Here is a 20,321-nt window from a genome sequence, read left to right on the forward strand (position 1 = left end):
CTTTCAATTTTGTTTCTAATGAATATTTAGCCATAGAAAAAGCACCTCCAACTGTTGGGTTTTAATTTCGTGTCCAACAATTGGGGTGCAGTTCAGCCTAGTAATCTAGACCAAGCTAGGCTTTTTTTATGAATCATATTCACTTCTTACGCCATTACGTCACGTCTAGAAAATGCTACAAATGCGACAATCAACGCTACAGCGGACCAGGCTCCGAGCACTCCTATAGAGAGTGGTAATGTCATGCCCTCTATGAGGATAGGGCGGCCAGAGAGATAGTCGGTTAAGCGTAATTGGGTGAAGGCGAAGTATTTGATTGCACCCCATGTGGGAGAAAGTTGCATGAGCAGATTCCCCGAGATGACAGCTGCGAGCATAATGCCCATGCCGGATGCGGTGCTTCGTACCAAGACGGATACCATAAAGGAAACCGTTGCAACGGTGATACAGGCGAGCCAAGAGAGACCGTATGCCATAAGGAGATATTTCCATTGGGGGATAAGATGGACAAACTCTGTCATCAGGGCTCCATTTTTCTCTTGGAATCCGGATAATACCGGGAGATCCCAACCCCCATATCCAAAGATGACTCCAGAGAGCAAGTAGCTCAATATGGCGGTACTTAATACGATAAAAGATGTGGCAAAGAGCAGGGATATGTATTTGCTAAGGAGTACTTTCCAACGCCGAACGGGCCGAGTAAGGAGTAGTTTGATCGTTCCGCTGGAGTGCTCGGAAGAAACTAAATCGGCTGCGATAATGACGACTAATAATGGGATAAAGAGAGAAACAGATTCCTCTACAAATTTTCGCATAAATGTAGGAGCACCAGGTGCCGTTGGATCAATATCGTGCTTTAGATAATATTCTTGTTGCTGGATATTCAGTTTGATAAATGCTTTCCATTCTTCGGGTAATCGGCTGGATGTTAAGCGGTTTTGTTGATCGATGATCTGTTGCTTTAGGACGACTTTCCAATCGCTTGTGCCAATTTGCTTAGCCGCTCTTTCGAGTGTTTGTGCTTGAGCGTATGTAAAAATCGGAATCAGGATGACTAAGATCCCTAAGATGACCCAAAGTCGCTTTTTCCGAACCATTTTTAACATTTCATTATAGACAAGTCCGATCATAGTTTGGTTTCGCCTCCTGTCAGTTGTAAAAATAAGTCTTCGAGTGTAGCTTGTACAGGACGAATTCCCGTTACTTTTATCTGCTTAGCTGTAAGTTTCTCATTTACTTCAGCAATGCGGTCTAGAGGCATATATACATAAAAATGTTCATCTGTCTGTTCAACGGGGCGGACAAAGGATAGTTCTTGCAGGACTTGTACACCAGATGGAAGCGGGTCCAATTTCCACTCGATGCGGGTTTCCTCTTCATGGACAAGCTCATGTACAGGTCCGGTGTATACAATTTTTCCTTTGTTGATAATGGCAACGCGATCACACATGAGTTGAATCTCATGTAGGATGTGGCTCGAGATGAATACACTAATTCCTTGTTCTTCGACTAGCTTGCGAATGAAAGCCCGAAGCTCTCGAATGCCGGCAGGATCAAGACCATTCGTAGGTTCATCGAGGATGAGTAATTTGGGAGAGCCGAGTAATGCTTGGGCGATTCCAAGACGTTGACGCATTCCGAGTGAGTAGGTTTTGACCAGTTCATCAATCCGTTCTTCTAGTTCGACGAGGCGAATAATTTCATTGATCCACTCGGTTGTAATTCCTGTCATCATACGGGCGAAGTGCTCTAGGTTTTCACGGCCGGTGAGGTAGGGATAAAGCTCTGGATTTTCCACAATACAGCCCACTTGGGAGATCGCCTCGATAAATTGATTTTGTAAGGGATATCCTCCGATTTGAATCGTTCCCTCTGTGGGGCGGATAAGTCCAACTAGCATGCGGATGGTAGTGGTTTTTCCTGCGCCATTTGGCCCTAGAAACCCAAAAATTTCTCCTTTTTGCACCTCAAAGGTAATATCCTCTACGATTTTTCGTTTCCCGATATGTTTGCTTAGCTTCTTTACCTCGAGTACTGGGGGAGTTTGGCTCATTTGGTCTCCATCCCTTCTTGGTCGATTACCAGCTGGGCGAGGCGATTTGCCATGCGCTGATATCCATTTTGATTTGGATGAAAGTGGTCTGTAAAGAGATATCGCTTTGGATCTAATTGAAATAAGTCATATGTAGGGACAAAAACAACGCGATCATATTTGGCGATCACTTGTTGAGCGGTTTGATTCCAATGAGCGACAAATTCATTGGTTTGTTTGGCTTCGGATAAGTCGCCAAATGGATTGTACAAACCAAAAACAAAGATGGTTGCTTTGGAATTATGTTTTCGAATTTCTTTCAAGATGAAGTCTACATTTTCTTGATATGTAAGGCGTGCTTTTTCGACTGTTGCAGGATCCGTGTTTTCAAGACGACCACTTCCTCGAAATAGGTCGTTTCCACCGATGGTTAAGGGGATGATCTCGGCACTTTTTAGCAAGTTAACTGTTTCAGGCTGTGAGATCTGTTTGCGAAGATCAGTAGAGGTGGCACCACTAACGCTTAAATTGACAAGGCTTACCTCTGATTTGCTTGATTTTTGTAGTTGCTCTCGAAAAAGCTGGACGTATCCTTTTCCGCTATCATCTCCGATCCCACGGGTTAGGGAATCACCTAGACTGACGATTCGTCCAATGGTGGGACTGGTTGGAGAGGCTACTTTCTGAGAATCAGGAGTTTGGAGGTTAGATGCTTGAGGCCGAAAAAGTTCGACAAGAGACATGATGGAACCGATTAATAGGATGGAGAATGAGGCGATTGCTACCGCAAAGATACTAATCCACCTCATAGGGCGCTTAGAGTGCATAAGTTATCCTCCTAAATATAGATTCGTTACTAACTTTAGTTTTACATATTATCCTTGAAAAATGAATATATTTTCTTGAATGATCGTTTGTCTATGCTGTGAAGGCAACTAATAGCCCATAGGCGCATAGGATAGAATAATCCATTTGTATTTGAGGAGGTACCGGGTTTGAAAATTCATATCGTACGTCCTGGGGAACAGTTATGGGACTTGGTACAAAAGTATAATGTTCCGTTAGAGCGAGTACTAGAAGCAAATCCCAATATTATGGAACCAGAACAGTTGGAAGTAGGGAGTAAGGTGCGAATCCCATCTGGGCGAGTACCCGTTTCTCCCATAAAGAGAGACTATCTACCCCAGAAGCCATTAGTAGAGCGACCAGCTGGTTCGCCACAAGATTTACAATTAACGATTGCGAAGCCGATTCGGGTGGAGGATGTTCAATTCTACCAAAACGAACCTGCTCAGTATGACGATTATGACGACTATGATTCATCAAGTGAAGTACCGCTCGATGAATGGGAGTCTTCTTCTATCTATTCCCATCCACCTTCTTACCCTACTCAGTTTGCACCATTTTATCCAACGGAGCCTGGATTTTATTCCTATCCACATCTTGCGCACGCTTCTACACCCTATCCAAGTCATCCTTGCACTGATTGTGGATCTCCTTCGCCCTATCCGCCGCAAACATCGATGTCGCCGCCACCCTATCCGTTTTGGACTCCATACGGAAATCATCAACCAGGGTACTGGCAACCTGAGATGATGATGAATCAAGTACCGGCGTATGGAAATGAGGACTTTGAGAGCTCTTCGGCAGAGTTTTAACTAAGATAAAGGAAGGGATCAATATGTCCCAGCCAAGCTTGCGAAAAATGGAACGAGCTCTTCAGACTCGAGTAATCGATATGGAGAAAGGGCAAAAAATATGGCTCATTTATACAAATGAACAAACATGGGTAGCGAAGCAATGCCGTTCTGCTTATCATCAAGAGTGGTGGAGTCAAGTTGATCGAGAGCTCAGGCATCGTGGATTTGACGATATGCCTACGTTTTTACATGCTGGAGATGGGTTGACATTAACCACGTATATTTGCGGGGAAACATGTAGATATCGATCTCGCAAAGAAAGTAAGCTTGTATTAGGGCAGCTAGCTCGGTTTCATCAAGCGGGACGTGGATGTACTACGCCGTCTATTCGTCGGACGGCGTTCCTTTTATGGGAGAGACTTGGACAACGTCTAAAAAAGTTTGAAAGGCATCTACACCAATACGACCGTTCGACGGGTAAGGTTGATAAATGGATTCGAATAGCAGGTAACGAGATGTATCGTATGGGCGTAAATGCGTGGAATCAGCTATATACCCCTACATTTCATGAGATGAACGAGCAAGCTCATCTCCATCATCATCTTTGCCATCGCGATTTAGCTAGTCATAATTGGATGATCGAAGAGGACCGGGCGTGGTTGATCGATTTCGATACAGCTAGTTACGATGCTCAGTGGGGGGATCTTTGGCAAATTAGTACCCGGGTCTTAACTGAAAACCATTGGAACCGATCGCTATGGATTGAAATGATGGAATGTTATGAACACCATCAACCTTTATCAGATTGGGAGAAATATTTTATCAAAGTGATGTATGGCTTTCCCAATGAGTTTTTTCGCGAGTCGATCGGAGTGCTGGAAAAGAAGCCCGGTTATCGCCTAGATTATACAGGTCCCTACTTGGAAAGAATTATTGATGATATAGGGCGCCACCGGGAGTTTCTCTCGCAATTGCGTCATTGGTAATGTTATGATAGAGGCCAAATCACCCATAGTTCGCCTTAGGGAGGCATCTTAGAAATGAAAGTTGCATTAGCGCAAATTCGACCACATTTGGGTAATGTGGCTAAAAACATTGAAATTCACAAACAGATGATTAAACAGGCAAAAGAAGAAGGAGTCGAGTTGCTTATATTTCCAGAGTTAAGCTTAATGGGATATAATCTGCTCGACTTAACTTACGATGTGGCTTGCACCATGGATAGTGAAGAAGTACAGGAGATTGTTTCCGAGTCTAAGGGCATTGATATTGCTTTTGGAATCGTAGAGCGTTCTCCCGATCACATCTTGTATAATTCGGCGATTTATGCGAGTTATGGTAGTGTTCAATCCGTGCATCGCAAAGTATATCTACCTACATATGGAATGTTTGATGAGGCGCGTTATTTTGGTCGAGGAGAAAAGATTCGAGCATTTGACACGAGATTTGGTCGTGTGGGGATGCTAATCTGCGAAGATATGTGGCATCCATCAGCTCCTTATCTGCTAGCTCAGGATCGAGCAGAGCTTCTGATTGTACTCGCCAATTCTCCAGCGCGTGGTGTACACGCTAAAGGGCTGGGAACACAGGACTCATGGGACTTGATTCTGACTAGCCAAGCTCAATTTTACGGGATGTTTATTGCATGTACGCAACGCGTGGGCACCGAGGATGGAGTCACCTTTTTTGGTAATTCAACAGCCGTGGATCCATTTGGAGATACATTAGTACATGGGCCCCTTTTTGAAGAATCTCTCGTGACATTTGATTTAGATCTCGATATGGTTCGGCGGGCACGCTTTACGACCCCTATTTTACGTGATGAAAATACAGATCTCGTGATTCGAGAACTTACTCGAATCCAACAACATCGTAGAGGAGAGTAGGACATGTCTACACAGTGGTTAACGGATCAATTAACAGAAGCTCCGTATCTATCTCTCAATGAAGAGCTCACTACCCAAATATTGACTACGGCTCTACATGAAGAAGTGAACAAAGTAGGCTTTCGTCGGGTGATCTTAGGATTATCAGGTGGGATTGACTCTGCACTTTCGCTCTATTTGGCGGTACGAGCCTTTGGAGCGGAAAACGTAATCGCGGTTCGGATGCCGTATAAGCAGAGTAGCCAAAATAGCCTAGATGATGCGGAGGAAGCGATTCTAGATACAGGAGTGAAATCACTCACGGTTGATATTACGCCTCAGATTGATGCTTACTTTGAACGTTTCCCGGATGCTAGCCCTCTCCGTAGAGGAAATAAGATGGCGCGGGAAAGAATGACGATTTTATATGATTTATCCGCTCACTATGAAGCACTTGTAGTGGGCACAAGCAATCGCACGGAATTATTACTCGGCTACGGCACGCAGTATGGGGACTCGGCTTCTGCGATCAACCCGATTGGGGATTTATATAAGACTCAGGTTCGTCAACTTTCTCGCTATGTGGGAGTTCCTAACTCGATCTTATCGAAATCGCCTAGTGCTGATTTATGGGAAAACCAGACAGATGAAGGGGAGATCGGCTTTTCTTACTTTGATATGGATCGTGTTTTTTATCACATGTTAGATTTAAAGTGGGATCGCAGAGCACTTCATAAGCAGGGCTTTTCTGATACCCTCATCGATGCGGTTAACAGACGTATCATCCGCAACCAATTCAAACGAGTAATGCCCGTTATCTTAAAGGTATCCAATCGTACAGTAGGGATTGACTTCCGTTATCTTCGGGATTGGGGAATGTAGTTTTTGAAGCACCTTGTTTGAACCCCTGAATAAAATGAGAGTAGAAAGTGATGAACGAACAAATCGAGACTTGCAAATTCTCTGCCTCGGGAGATCTCTTGTAACATCTGTAGCTAAACACTTTCTAATTTTTCGTTTAAGATTCATTTGAAAGAAGCCAGTTGTTGAAAATGTATTTAACAACTGGCTTCTTTTTGTTCTGGATAAAAAGCTAATCAACTTTCTGATTTTAGATATTAGAAAATCATTTGTTCCCAATTTTAGGCAGTGTGAATATGATTTTGAGAGAATTTATTACTTAGTTTAGGGGTGAAAAGATGTCTCAAGCAAATATACCTAATATTTCACCTAATATTTCTATCACACGAGAAGATGCAATCAATCTTCTACTATCATCGATCGCGTTAGAGGAGCTAGGTTTAAGTCACATTATTAATGCCGAGGGAGAAAAACTCCAATACGTTCTAGGAACTCTCCCTGGAGTGTCAACATCCTTTCAACCCACGATTAGTGATCTACTTACGATCAACAACAGTGTTCGCGATACGATTAATGTCATCGGAAAGAAAGAATGGATTTTAAACGAGAAGTTAGTAAATGTATTAGAAACTGACGTTACTATAGGACCTCAAGGACCTCAAGGACCGGCGGGTACAACTGGATCATCAGGAGGACCTCCTGGACCTTCTGGACCTCAAGGACCTCAAGGACCCCAGGGACCTCAGGGACTTTCTGGACCTTCTGGACCTCAAGGGCCTCAGGGACCCCAAGGGAACACGGGAGCTTTTACGACAGGTGATTTCTTATTCTTGGTGCAAGGGAACTCAGGCGCTAGCGGAAGTGTGCCACTCGGTTTCGGAGACACACTAAACTTTCTATCCAATACATTAGAAATTTTAGTAACTCCTGGATCGGCAAATGTGCATATAAACGTGGCTACTGGGCCTTCGGGCACCTTCGCGAACATCATTAAAGGAATCGTCGAGCAACTCGGTCTTACTGGGATTACAGGAGTTACGGGCGCTACGGGCGCTAGCGTGACGGGATCCACTGGGCCATCGGGCGCGGATGGCGTAACAGGATCCACCGGACCTTCTGGAGCTGACGGAGTAACGGGATCCACTGGGCCTTCTGGAGCTGACGGGGTAACGGGATCTACGGGACCTTCTGGAGCTGACGGAGTAACGGGATCCACCGGACCTTCTGGAGCTGACGGAGTAACGGGGTCTACCGGACCTTCCGGAGCCGACGGAGTAACGGGATCCACTGGACCTTCTGGAGCCGACGGAGTAACGGGATCTACGGGACCTTCTGGAGCTGACGGAGTAACGGGATCCACTGGACCTTCTGGAGCTGACGGAGTAACGGGATCCACTGGGCCTTCCGGAGCCGACGGAGTAACGGGATCCACGGGACCTTCTGGAGCCGACGGAGTAACGGGATCTACGGGACCTTCTGGAGCTGACGGAGTAACGGGATCCACTGGGCCTTCTGGAGCTGACGGGGTAACGGGATCTACGGGACCTTCTGGAGCTGATGGAGTAACGGGATCCACCGGACCTTCTGGAGCTGACGGAGTAACGGGGTCTACGGGACCTTCTGGAGCCGACGGAGTAACGGGATCTACGGGACCTTCTGGAGCCGACGGAGTAACGGGATCTACGGGACCTTCTGGAGCTGACGGAGTAACGGGATCCACCGGACCTTCCGGAGCCGACGGAGTAACCGGCCCAACAGGAGCTTCAGGCTCGGACGGAGTAACAGGAGCTACAGGATCCACTGGGCCCACAGGAGGATTTGACCCAGGCTTTATATTCTTGACAAGAAATACAAACCAAACGGTAGCATCGAAAACCCCTGTTCTTTTTAATGCTCCGCCCGTATCAGCGCTTAATGCAACATATAACGGGGCTAGTGGTACGATCGTTCTACAGAATGCAGGAGCTTATTCGGTGGAATTTAATGCTACCGTACTAGCTACTCCTACAGGTTCAGCTGAAGCTGTCATGGGATTAAGAGTAAACGGCGGGGAAATCAATGCAACTAGAGGAGGAGCGGCTATAGGCATAACAGCTCCTGGCTCGGTTCTAGTTAGTGGAGCTATTCTGCAAGTGGGTAGTAATGCTGTTGTTGAATTAATAAATGCAAATGGCGGAGCAGGAGGATTGTATAGTGTAGTAGTACCATCTTCGAATACTCCTGCAGCCTCCATAAGAATAGCAAGGATTGGATAAGAGATCTATTTACTAGAGATGAGCTTTTTAGTTAACAGAAAGAATAGAAAGTGGATGAACAAATGGAGACTTGCAAATTCTCCGCCTCGGGAGATCTCTTGAAACATCTCTAGTTAAAACCCTTTCTAATTTTTCGTTTAAGATTCATTTGAAGAATCCATTTGTTGAAATCCCTGAAACGAGCAGTGTTTCAGGGATTTTTTTCTTGTCTCACTTCTATTTTCGCATGATTAAGATGTAATATAGTAAAAAAATACATTTATATATAAAAAATAATGTATAGTATATAAAGTCTATAGGATTTATAAATAGATCCATAAAAACTAATAGGAGAGAAATTTCTTGAGATCAGTGTTACAAGCCTTCCTTGCAGGCCTAATTATAGCGGCTGTCTGGGGATATTTTACGGACTTACGACATGGTAATACAACGGGATTTTTAATTAAAATCATCATTATACCTATAGGTTTTGTATTTGTTGAAATGATACAAATGCTAATTTCTAAGAAGAAAAAATAGCTGGATTCAATTAAGAAATCAATTCATGTATTTGATTACGTGGAACAGAGTGCTGACACGGTTTCGTCAGTACTTTGTTCCTTTTTTGTTCTTTTTTTGATAAAAAGCCCTGTTGAATTGGTTGTATAATGAAATTACTTGAAATGAATGTCAGGATGATTCTGTATATATACAAACTTCACGTACTATCTGGTGTTTCTCAATAGATGAAAAGGAGGTTAGTGGGTTGTTAAAGAAATTGCTTGCCAGTATACGCGTCGGCGGAATAAAGGTTGATACTACTTTGGAAAAAGGAGAATATCGCCAAGGAGAAACGGTCCAAGGTCGAGTCTTAATCCAAGGTAGCTCTGTACAACAGGACATAAAGCGGATCCTGTTTCAGCTTAAAGTTCGACTGAGAGCTCGAGGGGCAGGAGTAAGTGGATTTCAGGATTTCTTGTGGCACACACATGAAATCGCAGACAAAATTACGGTATTACCCAGAGAAACGAAAGAAATCCCGTTTTCTTTTACGTTGCCAGATGTAACACCGATTTCGTTTCCTTATGAGAGCCATTTTTTGTTTGCGAAACCAAAAGCCTCCCCGTATCGTTTTCAGGTATACTTGCAAACAGGAATTGATATAGAAAATTCCATCGATCCGAGTGATCATGATGAAATTCAGATAGCGCCCCATCATTTCGTAGAAGAAGTACTTAGATCCATGAGTCGTTTGGGTTTTTCAGTCACATCTGTAGAGCCAAATAGCATGGATTATCCAATGGATCGGACGTTTTACCAAGAGTTTCTTTTTGCTCAGCATGATATGAAGAATTGGCTTAATGAGGCATCACTTGTACATCTCGGAAATGGCCATTTTGTATTACGAATCGAAACTCAGAAACCAGATTATCGGTCAATTATGGAGATGCTAGATGTAAATGAGCGAAAAATCCGCTTTGTGGTTCATGAAGAAGACATAGAAGATGAGGGCGTTCACCTGACGGAATACTTAGCGGAACAAATTCAGTTGATCCAAGATAAAGTGACGAAAGAGATTTCGTCCAATGAATGAAAACGGCTTGATTCGGTTACTCTAAAACATGCAAGGGATTCTCATTCCAATGTTTCTATGAGGGGAGCTGATTGCGATGTCAAGAAGCAACAAACTCGTAGTGCCTGGATCGGCTGCTGCCTTGGGGCAGATGAAACAGTCAATCGCTCAGGAATTTGGAGTGGAATTAGGGGCTGACACCACCGCCAGAGCCAATGGTTCTGTAGGTGGGGAGATGACCAAGCGACTCGTCGCATTGGCCCAGCAACAACTTGCGCGGAATAAATAAAAACAAAACCCCCCATTACTAACAAGTAGTGGGGGATTTTGTTTTACCATTTAAATTTGAGTACGTAATTTCTTACGAATCCACCAACGGGTAACAACTCCTTGATGAGGAGAGAACAGAAAAGCAAGTGCGAATAACCCACCTGCAACCATCGTCATACATCCAGCGATCGACGCATCTAGCACGACGGATAGGAAGTAACCACATATCGAGCAGAGGGTGCCGATGAGCACGCTTAGTCCGAGCATGACACCAAGCCGTTCTGTTAATAGATAGGCAGTGGCAGCGGGAACGATAAGCATTGCTACGACTAGGATCGCGCCTACACTTTCAAATGAAGCAACGGTTGTGATCGAGACGAGCCCCATGAGCAGGTAATGGAAAACAGCTACAGGTATACCGATGGCCATCGCTAAAGCTGGATCAAACGATGTGAGTTTAAACTGTTTGTAAAACAATCGTACGATGATCAGGCTAAGCAAGAAGGCAGCTCCTGCTCCCCACATCGCTCGAGGTCCCATGTCGATTCCGTGCCAAGTCCATGTATCGTAAGGGACATACGCAATTTCACCGTAGAGTACACAATCTAAATCTAAGTCTACTTGTTGCGTAAAAAGAGAGATCAAGATGATCCCGATGGAGAAGAGTGCTGTGAAACTAACAGACATCGCAGCATCTGCCTGCACACCTTGATTTCGCAAAAGTTGAATGATAATGGTACAAAGAAGTCCAAAGACTGCGGCACCGATAAACATGGGCAGGGGATCTCGACTTCCTGAGACGAGAAATGCGATGACGATTCCGGGAAGGATGGAGTGACTAATCGCATCCCCCAACATAGCCATCCGGCGAAGGATTAAGAAACATCCTAGAAACGCACAGGAAGAAGCGATGAGAGCGCCAGTCAAGATAATCCAGATACTACTCATAACTCTATCCCTACCTTTTTCATGGAATGGTAGGTCTTTGCTTGGTCTTCCTCCGAAATGTGTTTTTGTAGATAATACTGGAGCTGTGCTCGAAGAGATTCGGGTAAGTCGGATAATTGCTCGATATCCTGAATTGAACAGTCCGTTTCAATATCCTCGTACATATGCCACATCTCCATGTAAAGTCCAAGTAAGGCTGTGTCACTTGCCTCTTTCCAGCTAGTACTCGAAAGAGTGAAAGTATCTGGGGAACCTTCTACCACCTGTCCGCCTCGCTTTTTCTGGTTCAACCAGCGGCGAATTTGTGCAGGAGATAGGTTGGATTGCTCCGATAGAGCAGTCAGAGTAGTCGTTTGCGTTCCTAATTGATTCCAAGCTTGGTAGATCTGCTCTTGGCGCACTTTTTGCCGGGTCTGAATGAGGCGTAGCCATTTCGCGATCAGGCCTCTTTTCGGTGCGCAGAACATCGAGATAAAGAACAAAATAGTGACTGCCAAGACAATAAGGGGTCCGGTAGATAACTTAGTGGCAACTGAACTAAGGATCGTCCCAACTAATCCAGATAGAGCCCCTATACAGGCAGAGATGATAATCATATGATCTAGTCGTTCCGTCCAATACCTAGCTGTCGCGGCTGGCGTAATTAAAAGGGATGCCATCAGTACCACTCCTGCCGCTTGTAGACCAATTACCACGGCGACTACTAGAAGTAACATCAGGAAAAAATCAAGTCCTACCATAGGGAACCCTAGACTTTTTCCATAGTTTGCATCAAAGCATAAGAGCTTTAACTCTTTAAAGAATAAAGAGACTAGAAGGATTAAAATGAAGGCAATGGAACCCATCATCACCACATCTGTTCCAACTAAGGAGGCTGATTGACCAAACAGAAACTTATCCAATCCAGCTTGATTTCCGAAATCACTGTGTTGAATTTGAGTTAACAAGACGATACCAAATCCAAAAAAGGTAGATAAGACCAATCCTAAAGCAGTATCTTCTTTAATCTTGGAAAATCGGGTAATCCAACTAAGAAAGAGAGAAGCTAATAGGCCAGTTAATGTGGCTCCGATCAAGAGCCATAATGGGTTTTTCGATCCAGTAAATAAAAATGCCAAACAGATTCCAGGAAGTGCCGAATGGGCCAATACATCGCCCATTAATCCACGCTTTCGTAAGAAGGCGAAGCTTCCTAATACGCCGCTACTAATCCCAAGTAAGGTTGTTCCAGCAAGAACCCATAAAGCATTGGCATCACGAAATAATTCTAACATTCGTTTGCCCTCCTTATTTGGTAGATAGCAATTCATTTGTTTGTGGTAGGATGGCGAGGCGTCCTCCATATGTTTTTTGCAAGTTGTCGGCTGTAAATACTTCCCTAGTAGCACCGGATGCGATCAGACGAAGATTAAGCAACATCACAGAGTCGAAGTACTCGGAGACGGTCTGGAGGTCATGGTGTACGACAAAAACAGTTTTTTTCTGCTCTTTTAATTCATGTAAGACTTGAACGATTGCTTTTTCCGTTGCTGCATCGACTCCCACAAATGGTTCGTCCATAAAATAGACTTGAGCTTCTTGAGCCAGAGCACGAGCGAGGAAGACACGTTGTTGTTGTCCGCCCGATAGTTGACTGATTTGACGCTTCGCAAACGATTCCATCCCCACTTTCCGTAGTGCTTCGAGTGCACGATCTTTATGCTCGGACTTCGGTCTGCGGAACCAGCCAAGTTGTCCATATAATCCCATCAATACCACATCTAGCGCATTGGTAGGGAAGTCCCAATCAACGGACTCTCTCTGCGGGACGTATCCCACACATTTTCGTTGCTGAGAATATGGCTTTCCATAAATCGAAACTTTCCCTCCAGCTAGTGGGAGAAGTCCAAGAGCCGCCTTAATCAGGGTTGATTTACCCGCTCCGTTTGGCCCGATGATACCCACACATTCTCCTTCTGGAGATTGGTAGGTAATATTGCGCAAAACAGGCTTTCGATGATAGGCGACTGATACGTTTTCGATCGAAAGAGGCGGAGTTTTTTTATTTGTCATAGTACTTCCTCCTGGATGCTATTTTAAAGAACTCACTATTTTTGTGACATTGGCTTGCACCATTCCGATATAAGTACCTTCTGGAGTACCTGCTTGTCCCATCGCATCTGAGTAAAGCTCCCCACCAATTTTCACTTCATGTCCTTTTTGCTTGGCGCCTTCGACTACTGCTTCAATCGATTTTTTCGGAACGCTAGATTCAACGAATACCGCTTTGATTTTTCGTTTGGAAATGAGATCCACCATATTTTGAACATCTTTCAATCCATATTCAGCTGCGGTACTAATCCCTTGCAAGCCAACCACTTCGATTCCATATGCTTTTCCAAAGTAATTAAAGGCATCATGTGCGGTTACAAGCACGCGTTGTTCTTTCGGAACGCTGTTCACTTGTTTCTTCACGTCTTCATCCAATTGTTTTAGCTTAGCCAAGTAGTCAGTCGCTTGTTTTTCATATTCTGCTTTATGACTAGGATCTTGTTTAATCAATGTATCACGAACTACTTCGGTAGCAGACATCCATAGTTGTACGTCAAACCAGATGTGTGGATCATGTAAATTGTTACCGATTTCAAGAAGTTTTGAGCGATCGATCTTGTCGGATATAGCCGTTACAGGTTTGTTTTTACCAATCTTGCTTAAAACGTCTGTCATTTTTCCTTCTAGATGAAGTCCGTTATAAAAGATAAGATCGGATTGATCAAGCTTGCGAATATCACCTTGTGAAGCTTTATACAGATGAGGATCTACTCCAGTACCCATCAGTGCAGATACTTCGGTATGGGTTCCTCCCACATTTTTTACGATATCGGCGATCATGCCGGTAGTTGTGGTCACTTGAATTTTCTTGCTCTCTGACTGTGAACGTGATGGATTACATCCTACTAATAAAGTGAGACATAGGGTACTAATAAGTAGGGAACGCAAAAATTTGTGAATCATGGTATTTCCTCCTAAATTCATTGTTTACATTTGTTTGCTCAACCTATAAAAAATGCTATCTCTCAAATCTATTTGACACACTCATAAATTTTTCCCTAAGGCAAAATTTAATTATGTCTATTCTGTCACCTCCCTATGCTTCTGTCAATGATCATTGCATACATTTATCAAAGAATTGTCGAAATCAATGCTGTAGAAAAAAAGGATATATGTTAGGATTGACGGTATCATTTAAATTAAATTCGTTTAGCGAAATGAATTGGGACGAAGATTTGAAGGGAGTGAGAGGGTGAAGATATTCCGTTCTTTAGGGGTCACCCTAATAGCAGGAGCGCTTTTAACTGGTTGTACAAATTATGTAGGAGCAGCAGACTCCAAACTCATATCAGTGAAGGACTTAACGCAAGAAAAATTATTAACTGTTCAGGACAGAACATTACCAGCAGTGAAACTGACGACAAAAGACAGTTTACAAGCTGAAATGAATACACTTCGTTCTAGATTGGTAATCAGTCAGGGGTTATCTTCCCATAAGCAAGTTGCTTTTACGTTTGATGATGGTCCAGATACGCATTTTACTAATCAAGTTTTGGATATATTAAAAAAAGAAAAGGTGTCTGCTACTTTTTTTGTCTGTGGAAATAATGTAGAAGCACACCCAGATGTAGTAAAGAGAATAGACCAAGAAGGCCATTCTGTTGGAAATCACTCGTGGAACCATCCAGATTTATCAAAAAAAGATCAAGCCACGGTTAATCAACAAATTAGTAAGACGAATGATGCTATCCAAGATGCTATCGGAAAAAAACCGACTTTATTCCGTCCTCCTTATGGTGCACGTAAAGGCGGAATTGTGGATGGTGAAGCGCAAAAGCTGAATATGAAAGTGATTTTGTGGAGCGTAGATACATTAGATTGGAATCATAAGTCGAAAGATCAAATAATGGAAGCCTACCATAGAGAGTTCAAACCTGGCGGAATCGTTCTTCAACATAGCGCTGGAAATGAAGGTCTCAAGGAAACGGTAAAAGCTTTACCAGAAATGATTCGCGACTTAAAGAGTAAAGGCTATGAATTTGTGACAGTAGATAAATTGATTGGAGTACCAGCATATCAATAGCATATAAACTTGAAAAGAATCCTCTTCAAACCTTGAAGAGGATTCTTTCAGACTATAGATAAAGTCCTAAAAACGGTAGTGATTAGTAAGCATTATATTCTCCTGGTTATTTTGTTTTTCTCCAATAAGCACCATTTGTATCTATCTGTTTAATTTCATCATCAATGCCAAATTTGGTTCGAAAATCGTGTACTGCAGCTTTACAAAAAGTGACGCTGTAATCATCTATAATGATATAGCCACCTATAGAAACCTTATGATAAAGATTTGATAAACTATCCCATGTGGAAGAATACATATCTCCATCCAGTCTGGCTATCGCGATTTTTTGGATCGGTGCGGTAGGAAGAGTATCTTCGAACCACCCTTTTAAAAATTGTACTTGACCATCAAGCAGATCGAATTTTTTGAAATTTTCAGATACCTCTTCGAGAGAAACTCGTAAATAATCCATTTTATGAAAAGGGGAAGGTGCATCGGCGGGATATTTTGCTACATTAGGAGGAGGTAGTCCTTCAAATGAATCGGCAACCCAAACATTTCTATCCGTTATCCCATTAGCTTTCAAAAAGCCCCGCATAAAGATACATGATCCGCCACGCCAAACACCCGTTTCAATAAAGTCTCCTTCTATATTATCGGCAATAACTGATTCCATACATTGATGTAGATGATCCATGCGTTTTCTACCAATCATACTGACGGCAATCGGTGGCCAATCCATCCCTTCTTGTCTGTGCTCCATTGTCGGATTAAACGCTGCGTTGTCTGGATGTGGATGTCGAGCTTCTACCTCCAGCCACATTTCAAATAAAATTGTTTTTTTTAGTAATTCTAAATATAAATCAACAGGACTACTTGTATTCACAAAATCTCCTCCTCATATAATAAGGAACATTTTCTTCCTCGTTATATCATATTATGGCAAAGGAATACTGGTATAGTTATATCATTTGGTTTAATAGAAAAAGGCGCTTTGATCCATCAGTGCTTTCCCAGCTAAAACAATCCGTTTATAAGTGATCTGGCTACCAAAACTTAATTATTGAGTTTAACCCTGACTCCTCTATCAATGTTTTAATTCTCATATCCTTTTCATGATTACTAGATATTAATATTCCTAGTCCTCCATAAGACAGCGCTTTGTGAAAAGTAAGATTGAAGCTTGTTTCCTTTAAAAAATCTTCAATTGCTGTTAAAACTCCGTTTTTTTCACCGCCTTCATATAAAGCATTATTTATGTGAGAATTCACACCGTTATCTACTAATTCTGAAGTACCAGGCAACATACCCTTTTTTGTATAAGGATGTCGATAAGTTTCTGGAATCGTGTCAGGCATATAGTACATATCTCGCCTAGCATAGGGCCATTCTGTATCATGAAAGAAAACAAGAGGGAATCTATCTGTTTCTTTCGCCTTTTGCTCAATCAAATGTAGCTCATTAAAAACGGTATACCAGTTATGGTCACCATCGATAAGTACTGTATCGTACTGCTCAATATCAGGTAGGGCAACTAGGCTAGCTAGGCATCTCATTTTCATATGGCTATGATATGTTGCTTCTAAAGCACTCACGTCAAACTTTGGATGAGGATCAATTATATAGGCTGTACCGTTTATTTCCTGACAGTAATTAAGAATTTTCACTGTGTTTATTCCTGTGTCCGCACCAATCTCTACAATCGTTTTCGCGCCTTCCATCCTGAGAATGGGCTCAATCATTTTCTCCCAAAATATATGCATAGAAAAACCTCCTAGATATCTATCCAAAACATTGTCATAAAAAAAGAAAGCGTATTCTGCTTAATAGGATATGAGTAATGAATTCATTGCATAGCAGTATATGCGATGATCAATTAATCTGGTACAGGCTATACCTACACAAGAAAGCTTTTCATCGAAAAATATCATGACTTTTTTATTAAATTCATGTAAGAAATCGCCCTTACTGTCTCATACTACATGAGGATAGGAGTGGTACGATGAAGAAATGGAGATGTTTGTTAGGAGTCCTCGTAATCAGTCTGGTGTGGAGTTTGTTGCTTGATTTCACTGTTTATACCACTCATGCAGAGGGAAGCCCTCATCCCCAAAAGTCTACAAAACCAAATATTTCAGCTCGCGGTTGTGTCAATAAACATCCTGTTTACTATTCAATAGACCTTCCTACGGACCAGAAGAAGGTAGTGATTACATTTGACGATGGTCCAGATGGCATATATACCCCTAAAGTATTAGATATCTTACAACGATATAAAGTGAAAGCTACTTTTTTTGTCATGGGAAAAAGTGCGGTTCATCATCCGGAACAGCTGAAAAGGATTGTGAATGATGGACATACAGTGGGAAACCATACATGGTATCATAGTGATTTTCAGCTTGTTTCCGAAAACGAAATTGAGAAGGACCTTTTGAAGAATGAGAAGTTCATACAAGAAGAGCTAGGCTTTAAACCACTCTTTGTACGCTCTCCTTTTGGAAGGATCAACGATAAAATTTGCCGTGTAGCATCACGACATAACTATACATTAATCCACTGGGACGTCGATCCAAAAGATTGGGATGGTAGGAGTGCAGATCGCATCCTTAGCTGGGTAAAGAAAAAGGTGAAACCTGGTTCTATTATTTTATTGCATTCGGGTGGGGGAGAACCGTATCTAGATGGCTCGATTAAAGCGCTACCACAGATTATTGAGTATCTCCGCAGTGAAAAGTATCAGATTGTTCCATTACAAGAGGTGCTAAAGATGTCACCTTATGAGAAAGGTAAGAAAAAATAAGTGCTGTTTGGTATGTTGATTTCTCCAATCAGGAGGATTGATCTATTTTTATCATGTAAATAGATCAATCCTCCTTTTTTTGATTATTTTTATGCCTTTTAGAATGAAACGTTGCATATGTTTTCATATAATCCCATTTTGATGAACGTATGGTTACATTAAAATGGGATTATAGAATAAATGATATGGGTGACTATCATTCATGAAGTGAAAGGAAGTTTTATCATGACAAATATAGGAATGGCTGAGCTAACATCTATGCATGGTATGAGTGAGATGTTATTACGTTATCACCGTATAATGGGCATGAATCATGAACAACTGATCTTGTTACAAGCAAGTATCCAGTTACATGATCCTATGGAGATTGAAGAGGCAACTGGGTTTTCGAGAGATACGGTTATGGAATTATTTTCACAGATGTCGGAGTTGGGTGTTATCCGCTTTAATGAGCACAAAGAGCTTGATTATCAGGATTTATTTGAAACCTTAAAATCAATTGAAAAGAGATCTATGCCATTTCGCGAACGGTTAACGCGGGAATATTCGAAAGCGTCACGAACGAATCAGAAGCATGTAGGACATGTAGAACTGGTGCCTGTGAAAAAGGGAGTTGCGGTGAAGTTAACGGATGGTACCTTTCTCTCCATTAAGCAGACAAAGGATTTGAGCAACGAATTAATCATGTTTGCCCAATCTATGAAAGAAGAGGACTTACAACGTTTTAATCGAAATGTTCATCAGAAGCAAGAGGTGCAAAACGATGATCATCGCTATGAAGAGTATGAAGATTAACTTCAAGTTATGATATAATGAAAATTCCTAGAATGTGTGTTCGCTTGGCGTAAAGGGGAGAATGTTTTGCGGATTATGGGGATCGACCCGGGCTATGCGCTTGTGGGATATGGAGTGATTGACCAAAAAGGTGGCAGACTGGAAGCTGTTGATTATGGTGCGATTCAGACAGAGCCGCATTACTCTATCCCAACCCGAATGAAGCAGGTCTATGATGCGATGAAGATCTTATTAGATCGCTTTCAACCTGAAGTAGTGGCGATTGAGAAATTATTTTTTAATAAAAACGTAAATAATGCCTTGCTTGTGGTTCAGGCACGAGGTGTAATCATCTTAGCGGTGGAAGAGGCAGGAATCCCGATTACAGAATATACCCCTTCTCAGGTGAAAGTGGGCGCTGTGGGATATGGGAAGGCAGAGAAGCGCCAGGTACAAGAAATGGTGAAGATGCTACTCCGTTTGTCTAAGGTTCCCAAACCAGATGATGTAGCAGATGCACTGGCAATCGCAATCTGTGAGGCCCATTCTTCCAAGTCGATATCTCAAGTAGGACGAGGAGGGATTTCGTGATGATTGATTTTTTACGGGGATCGATGGCATACCGAGGAGCAGACTATATAGCAGTTGAAGTAAGTGGGGTTGGGTATCGAGTGACAGTAACCAATCCATTTTCCTATGAAGAACACGAGTCGCTCTTTCTTTATACCCATCAAGTTGTACGAGAGGATGCCCAGTTATTATATGGCTTTCAAACGACAGATGAACGAGATTTATTTCGTTTGCTACTAGAGGTTTCGGGAATTGGTCCTAAAGCTGGGATTGGGATTTTAGCAGGAGGGACGCCCGGGCAGATTGTGTCGGCGATTCAGTTAGAGGATTTAAAATTTCTAACGGCACTACCTGGAATTGGGAAGAAAACAGCACAACGGATTGTGTTGGATTTAAAAGATAAATTACAAAAGTTGGGCTGGGATCGTCGATTCCAATTGACTTTATCGTTGCCAGACCAAATGGTGGAGCAACCTCTTCGTCGTGCAACGGACGATGACCCTACTATGCGAGATGTAGTAGATGCATTAATGGGGCTTGGGTATCATGAAGAGGAAGCCCGATCATCGGTGATGAAAGCGCGAGAATCTAGCGAAAAAGAGCTTTCCACGGGAGAGTGGATTCGTCTAGCTCTACAAGTGTCCGGGAAGAGATAGGA

22 protein-coding genes are annotated in these 20,321 nt (G+C 42.7%); 13 read left to right on the forward strand and 9 right to left on the reverse strand.

Annotated elements, in window-relative coordinates; translation table 11 throughout:
- Positions 1 to 146: 146 nt before the first annotated feature.
- Genes EDD57_RS09820 through EDD57_RS09830 form a run of 3 tightly spaced genes read right to left on the reverse strand, consistent with a single transcriptional unit; the run spans position 147 to position 2,859 of the window.
- Positions 147 to 1,130, reverse strand: a complete 984-nt coding sequence (locus EDD57_RS09820) for an ABC transporter permease (RefSeq protein WP_131849286.1) — start codon at positions 1,128 to 1,130, stop codon at positions 147 to 149.
- A complete protein-coding gene (locus EDD57_RS09825; RefSeq protein WP_131849287.1) occupies positions 1,127 to 2,053 on the reverse strand; it encodes an ABC transporter ATP-binding protein in 927 nt (308 codons plus the stop codon). The genes EDD57_RS09820 and EDD57_RS09825 overlap by 4 nt, the downstream gene beginning before the upstream one ends.
- Positions 2,050 to 2,859: an SGNH/GDSL hydrolase family protein gene (locus EDD57_RS09830; protein ID WP_131849288.1), complete on the reverse strand. Its 810-nt coding sequence runs from the start codon at positions 2,857 to 2,859 to the stop codon at positions 2,050 to 2,052. The genes EDD57_RS09825 and EDD57_RS09830 overlap by 4 nt, the downstream gene beginning before the upstream one ends.
- A gap of 168 nt (positions 2,860 to 3,027) precedes the next feature.
- On the opposite strand from EDD57_RS09830, the gene EDD57_RS09835 reads away from it, so the two are divergent.
- The 8 genes from EDD57_RS09835 (at position 3,028) to EDD57_RS09865 (ending at position 10,494) form a co-directional block, all read left to right on the forward strand.
- Positions 3,028 to 3,690 (forward strand): LysM peptidoglycan-binding domain-containing protein, encoded by a 663-nt coding sequence (locus EDD57_RS09835; protein WP_131849289.1) that lies wholly within the window; start codon positions 3,028 to 3,030, stop codon positions 3,688 to 3,690.
- Between the two features lie 23 nt (positions 3,691 to 3,713).
- A complete protein-coding gene (locus EDD57_RS09840; protein ID WP_131849290.1) occupies positions 3,714 to 4,658 on the forward strand; it encodes a phosphotransferase in 945 nt (314 codons plus the stop codon).
- Between the two features lie 54 nt (positions 4,659 to 4,712).
- A complete protein-coding gene (locus EDD57_RS09845; RefSeq protein WP_131849291.1) occupies positions 4,713 to 5,558 on the forward strand; it encodes a nitrilase-related carbon-nitrogen hydrolase in 846 nt (281 codons plus the stop codon).
- Positions 5,559 to 5,561: 3 nt separating this feature from the next.
- On the forward strand, positions 5,562 to 6,419 hold the full coding sequence (locus EDD57_RS09850) for an NAD+ synthase (protein WP_131849292.1): 858 nt from the start codon (positions 5,562 to 5,564) through the stop codon (positions 6,417 to 6,419).
- 317 nt (positions 6,420 to 6,736) lie between these two features.
- Positions 6,737 to 8,653 carry an alpha-helical endospore appendage domain-containing protein gene (locus EDD57_RS14970; RefSeq protein WP_131849293.1) on the forward strand — a complete coding sequence of 639 codons (1,917 nt, stop codon included), beginning with the start codon at positions 6,737 to 6,739 and terminating at the stop codon, positions 8,651 to 8,653.
- Positions 8,654 to 8,995: 342 nt separating this feature from the next.
- A complete protein-coding gene (locus EDD57_RS14425; protein WP_165873755.1) occupies positions 8,996 to 9,172 on the forward strand; it encodes a hypothetical protein in 177 nt (58 codons plus the stop codon).
- Between the two features lie 226 nt (positions 9,173 to 9,398).
- Positions 9,399 to 10,226, forward strand: a complete 828-nt coding sequence (locus EDD57_RS09860; RefSeq protein WP_165873756.1) for a sporulation protein — start codon at positions 9,399 to 9,401, stop codon at positions 10,224 to 10,226.
- A gap of 76 nt (positions 10,227 to 10,302) precedes the next feature.
- Positions 10,303 to 10,494: an alpha/beta-type small acid-soluble spore protein gene (locus EDD57_RS09865; RefSeq protein WP_072330497.1), complete on the forward strand. Its 192-nt coding sequence runs from the start codon at positions 10,303 to 10,305 to the stop codon at positions 10,492 to 10,494.
- A 50-nt stretch (positions 10,495 to 10,544) separates the two neighbouring features.
- Here EDD57_RS09865 and EDD57_RS09870 read toward each other — a convergent pair whose 3' ends face one another.
- Genes EDD57_RS09870 through EDD57_RS09885 form a run of 4 tightly spaced genes read right to left on the reverse strand, consistent with a single transcriptional unit; the run spans position 10,545 to position 14,417 of the window.
- Positions 10,545 to 11,423: a metal ABC transporter permease gene (locus EDD57_RS09870; protein WP_131849295.1), complete on the reverse strand. Its 879-nt coding sequence runs from the start codon at positions 11,421 to 11,423 to the stop codon at positions 10,545 to 10,547.
- On the reverse strand, positions 11,420 to 12,697 hold the full coding sequence (locus tag EDD57_RS09875; protein WP_165873757.1) for a metal ABC transporter permease: 1,278 nt from the start codon (positions 12,695 to 12,697) through the stop codon (positions 11,420 to 11,422). The genes EDD57_RS09870 and EDD57_RS09875 overlap by 4 nt, the downstream gene beginning before the upstream one ends.
- A 13-nt stretch (positions 12,698 to 12,710) precedes the next feature.
- Positions 12,711 to 13,475 carry a metal ABC transporter ATP-binding protein gene (locus EDD57_RS09880; protein WP_131849297.1) on the reverse strand — a complete coding sequence of 255 codons (765 nt, stop codon included), beginning with the start codon at positions 13,473 to 13,475 and terminating at the stop codon, positions 12,711 to 12,713.
- Between the two features lie 18 nt (positions 13,476 to 13,493).
- On the reverse strand, positions 13,494 to 14,417 hold the full coding sequence (locus EDD57_RS09885; RefSeq protein WP_207896818.1) for a metal ABC transporter solute-binding protein, Zn/Mn family: 924 nt from the start codon (positions 14,415 to 14,417) through the stop codon (positions 13,494 to 13,496).
- A 289-nt stretch (positions 14,418 to 14,706) separates the two neighbouring features.
- Between EDD57_RS09885 and EDD57_RS09890 the strand changes: the two genes are divergently transcribed.
- Complete coding sequence (locus EDD57_RS09890) at positions 14,707 to 15,537, forward strand: polysaccharide deacetylase family protein (RefSeq protein WP_131849299.1); 831 nt, start codon at positions 14,707 to 14,709, stop codon at positions 15,535 to 15,537.
- A gap of 106 nt (positions 15,538 to 15,643) precedes the next feature.
- Here the strand turns inward: EDD57_RS09890 and EDD57_RS09895 are convergent, their stop codons facing one another.
- Both EDD57_RS09895 and EDD57_RS09900 read right to left on the reverse strand, forming a co-directional pair.
- Positions 15,644 to 16,405, reverse strand: coding sequence for a TylF/MycF family methyltransferase (locus EDD57_RS09895; protein WP_131849300.1), 762 nt, complete (start codon positions 16,403 to 16,405; stop codon positions 15,644 to 15,646).
- A 160-nt stretch (positions 16,406 to 16,565) separates the two neighbouring features.
- On the reverse strand, positions 16,566 to 17,282 hold the full coding sequence (locus tag EDD57_RS09900) for a class I SAM-dependent methyltransferase (RefSeq protein ID WP_131849301.1): 717 nt from the start codon (positions 17,280 to 17,282) through the stop codon (positions 16,566 to 16,568).
- Between the two features lie 239 nt (positions 17,283 to 17,521).
- Between EDD57_RS09900 and EDD57_RS09905 the strand changes: the two genes are divergently transcribed.
- From EDD57_RS09905 to ruvA, 4 genes are all read left to right on the forward strand, one after another.
- On the forward strand, positions 17,522 to 18,319 hold the full coding sequence (locus EDD57_RS09905; protein WP_131849302.1) for a polysaccharide deacetylase family protein: 798 nt from the start codon (positions 17,522 to 17,524) through the stop codon (positions 18,317 to 18,319).
- A gap of 225 nt (positions 18,320 to 18,544) precedes the next feature.
- The gene (locus EDD57_RS09910; protein WP_131849303.1) at positions 18,545 to 19,114 is read left to right on the forward strand and encodes a hypothetical protein; all 570 of its coding nucleotides are present in this window, start codon (positions 18,545 to 18,547) and stop codon (positions 19,112 to 19,114) included.
- A 66-nt stretch (positions 19,115 to 19,180) separates the two neighbouring features.
- Positions 19,181 to 19,684: a crossover junction endodeoxyribonuclease RuvC gene (gene ruvC, locus EDD57_RS09915; protein WP_207896819.1), complete on the forward strand. Its 504-nt coding sequence runs from the start codon at positions 19,181 to 19,183 to the stop codon at positions 19,682 to 19,684.
- A complete protein-coding gene (gene ruvA, locus EDD57_RS09920) occupies positions 19,684 to 20,319 on the forward strand; it encodes a Holliday junction branch migration protein RuvA (RefSeq protein ID WP_131849304.1) in 636 nt (211 codons plus the stop codon). Before ruvC ends, ruvA begins: the two co-directional genes overlap by 1 nt.
- The last annotated feature ends 2 nt before the right edge of the window (positions 20,320 to 20,321 follow it).

This window comes from Baia soyae (assembly GCF_004341445.1).
GTDB lineage: Bacteria > Bacillota > Bacilli > Thermoactinomycetales > Thermoactinomycetaceae > Baia > Baia soyae.

Excerpts from the sequence above, each read along its gene's own strand:
- ruvA (WP_131849304.1), top strand. The coding sequence starts at position 19,684 with ATGATTGATTTTTTACGGGGATCGATGGCATACCGAGGAGCAGACTAT.
- EDD57_RS09825 (WP_131849287.1), bottom strand. The coding sequence starts at position 2,053 with ATGAGCCAAACTCCCCCAGTACTCGAGGTAAAGAAGCTAAGCAAACAT.
- EDD57_RS09820 (WP_131849286.1), bottom strand. The coding sequence starts at position 1,130 with ATGATCGGACTTGTCTATAATGAAATGTTAAAAATGGTTCGGAAAAAG.
- EDD57_RS09875 (WP_165873757.1), bottom strand. The coding sequence starts at position 12,697 with ATGTTAGAATTATTTCGTGATGCCAATGCTTTATGGGTTCTTGCTGGA.
- EDD57_RS09905 (WP_131849302.1), top strand. The coding sequence starts at position 17,522 with ATGAAGAAATGGAGATGTTTGTTAGGAGTCCTCGTAATCAGTCTGGTG.
- EDD57_RS09910 (WP_131849303.1), top strand. The coding sequence starts at position 18,545 with ATGACAAATATAGGAATGGCTGAGCTAACATCTATGCATGGTATGAGT.
- EDD57_RS09830 (WP_131849288.1), bottom strand. The coding sequence starts at position 2,859 with ATGCACTCTAAGCGCCCTATGAGGTGGATTAGTATCTTTGCGGTAGCA.
- EDD57_RS09900 (WP_131849301.1), bottom strand. The coding sequence starts at position 17,282 with ATGCATATATTTTGGGAGAAAATGATTGAGCCCATTCTCAGGATGGAA.
- EDD57_RS09850 (WP_131849292.1), top strand. The coding sequence starts at position 5,562 with ATGTCTACACAGTGGTTAACGGATCAATTAACAGAAGCTCCGTATCTA.
- EDD57_RS09840 (WP_131849290.1), top strand. The coding sequence starts at position 3,714 with ATGTCCCAGCCAAGCTTGCGAAAAATGGAACGAGCTCTTCAGACTCGA.
- EDD57_RS14970 (WP_131849293.1), top strand. The coding sequence starts at position 6,737 with ATGTCTCAAGCAAATATACCTAATATTTCACCTAATATTTCTATCACA.
- EDD57_RS09845 (WP_131849291.1), top strand. The coding sequence starts at position 4,713 with ATGAAAGTTGCATTAGCGCAAATTCGACCACATTTGGGTAATGTGGCT.
- EDD57_RS09885 (WP_207896818.1), bottom strand. The coding sequence starts at position 14,417 with ATGATTCACAAATTTTTGCGTTCCCTACTTATTAGTACCCTATGTCTC.
- EDD57_RS09865 (WP_072330497.1), top strand. The coding sequence starts at position 10,303 with ATGTCAAGAAGCAACAAACTCGTAGTGCCTGGATCGGCTGCTGCCTTG.
- EDD57_RS09880 (WP_131849297.1), bottom strand. The coding sequence starts at position 13,475 with ATGACAAATAAAAAAACTCCGCCTCTTTCGATCGAAAACGTATCAGTC.
- EDD57_RS09870 (WP_131849295.1), bottom strand. The coding sequence starts at position 11,423 with ATGAGTAGTATCTGGATTATCTTGACTGGCGCTCTCATCGCTTCTTCC.